General features: G+C 63.5%; 3 protein-coding genes. 2 read left to right on the forward strand and 1 reads right to left on the reverse strand.

Annotated features, from left to right (window positions below; genetic code table 11):
* Positions 1–668 (reverse strand): FAD-binding oxidoreductase (locus JOZ76_RS26335; protein ID WP_291703599.1); only part of this gene is annotated, 668 nt, incomplete at its 3' end.
* A gap of 84 nt (positions 669–752) precedes the next feature.
* Between JOZ76_RS26335 and JOZ76_RS26340 the strand changes: the two genes are divergently transcribed.
* Complete coding sequence (locus tag JOZ76_RS26340) at positions 753–1259, forward strand: thioesterase family protein (RefSeq protein ID WP_291703601.1); 507 nt, start codon at positions 753–755, stop codon at positions 1257–1259.
* Positions 1260–1498: 239 nt separating this feature from the next.
* Complete coding sequence (locus JOZ76_RS26345) at positions 1499–1900, forward strand: hypothetical protein (protein ID WP_291703603.1); 402 nt, start codon at positions 1499–1501, stop codon at positions 1898–1900.
* The last annotated feature ends 312 nt before the right edge of the window (positions 1901–2212 follow it).

Here is a 2212-nt window from a genome sequence, read left to right on the forward strand (position 1 = left end):
CGCATGGTCAGTTCGGCAATGATGCCGAGCGTGCCCTCGGCGCCGATGAACAGATGCGTCAGGTCGTAGCCGGCGGCGGATTTTTTCGCCCGCGTGCCGGTCTTGATGATCTCGCCGTCGCCGCGCACCACCTTCAGCGCCAGCACGTTCTCGCGCATGGTGCCGTAGCGCACCGCATTGGTGCCCGATGCGCGCGTCGAGGCCATGCCGCCGAGCGAGGCATCGGCGCCGGGATCGATCGGGAAGAACAGGCCCTGGTCGCGCAGATGCTCGTTCAGCGCCTTGCGGGTGACGCCCGGCTCGATCACGCAGTCGAGGTCCTCGGCATGGACCTCGATCACCCGGTTCATGTCGCGCAGGTCGATCGAAATGCCGCCGGCCGGCGCATTGACCTGGCCCTCCAGCGAGGTGCCGGTGCCGAATGCGATCACGGGGACGCGATGCTCGGCGCAGATCCTGACCACGTCCTGGATGTCGGCGGTCTCCTGCGCCATGACCACCGCATCGGGCGGCTGCGAGGCGAGCCAGGTCGTGGTATGGGCATGCTGGTCGCGCACCGCCTGCGAGGTGACGAGGCGGTTGCCGAACCGTGCCGCCAGCCGCTCCAGCGTGCTCGCCAGCGCCTTCGGTTCCGGCCGTTTCAAATCATGGGTCGGAATGGTCGCCACTGCATTTCTCCCGCATTCACGTGCGACCGTGACACGGCGATGTTTGGAGGGTCAAGGGATGGATCGAACAAACGGACACAAAGCATGACGATCACCGACGCCAATGCCCTGTTGCGACCAAAACCGTTTTTGTCCTCGGTCATGCAGATCGAGCCGCAATGGATCGACTACAACGGCCATCTCAACATGGCCTATTACAACGTGATGTTCGATCGGGCGATCGACCAGCTCTGGCTCGAGCTCGGGATCGGGCCGACCTACATGAAGGAGCGCCATGGCTCGACCTTCACCGCCGAATGCCATGTGCGCTATCTGCGCGAGATCCATCTCGGCGATCCCGTGCAGATCTGGGTCTACCTGCTTGGCGCCGACGAGAAGCGGCTGCACACGTTTGAGGAGCTGCGCCACGCCACCGACGGCTGGCTGTCGGCAACCTCGGAGAATATGACTGTCCATGTCGACATGGCCGTCCGCAAGACCGCCCCCTTCCCGCCCGACATCCGCGCCAGGATCGACGCCGTGCTGAGGGCGCATGCCGTGCTGTCGCGCCCCGAAGGCATCGGCCGCAGCGTCGTCATGCCGGTGAGATAGAACCCCGCAGCTGCAAATTTGCTGCGCATGTCGCTTCTTGCCCCGAGGGCGACCACAAGGGTCGCCCCTACAGCGGACGGCCGGTAGGGGCGCCCCTTGCGGGCGCCCGCGCGCGCCGGGTCTGACCTGTCCCCGCACAGCGCGGATGGACGACTGACCAGACAATGCTCATCATTGCTTTCACCACGTGATCAACGGAGAACGATGCAGCCAGGCGTGGGGCGCGCTTGTCGCAGGCCATGCCGGCACCCCTGTATTTCGGCGGAGGGTTAGCCGTTGTTGGCGTCGCGGGACTGGGCCTGGCGGTCGTTTCAACTGACCTGTCCAACCCGGCAGCAGTTTGGGCCGTTGGAGCGATGTTGCTCCTGGGCGGAGCGGGGTGCGCGCTGTTCAACGCCCAGATCACAGCCTTCGCGGTTTCTTCCGTCCCAGCAGATCGAGCGGCGACGGCGGCCGCCATGTGCGTGACGATGCGCCAGGTGGGCTTCGCCCTCGGCATCGCACTGATAGGAGCCGTCCTGAATCTGGGCGGGAACAACCCGTATCCGCCGGCTTATCTTCTCGTCGGTGCAATCACGCTTTTGCTTGCAGCGATTGTGTTTGCCGCGCTCTCAGTTCCAGCCGCAAAGGAGCAGCAGTAAAGAGGCGAGCCAAATCACAGCTCTATGCCCGCTTCCAACGCGCTCGGCGCTACTCTTGTCTAGGAGCGCATCCAAGCTTTGGTGCGAAGCACCAAAGCTTATGCTCCACTTGGGGTTTGTCGCTCATGACCGGAAGGAGACTTTTAAGAGCAAACAAGCGATCGAAGGATCGCTGCTTTGCGCTCGTGTGTCATCTCATGCGTCAACGCTGCTGACCGTACTTCTCCGGAACGGCAATACGCTGGTGTAGCTCTTGTCTGGCGCTATTCACCGGCTCTATAGTCAGTCATTGCCCCACGAGACGTGAGCGAT

The organism is Bradyrhizobium sp., assembly GCF_019244115.1.
Lineage (GTDB): Bacteria > Pseudomonadota > Alphaproteobacteria > Rhizobiales > Xanthobacteraceae > Bradyrhizobium.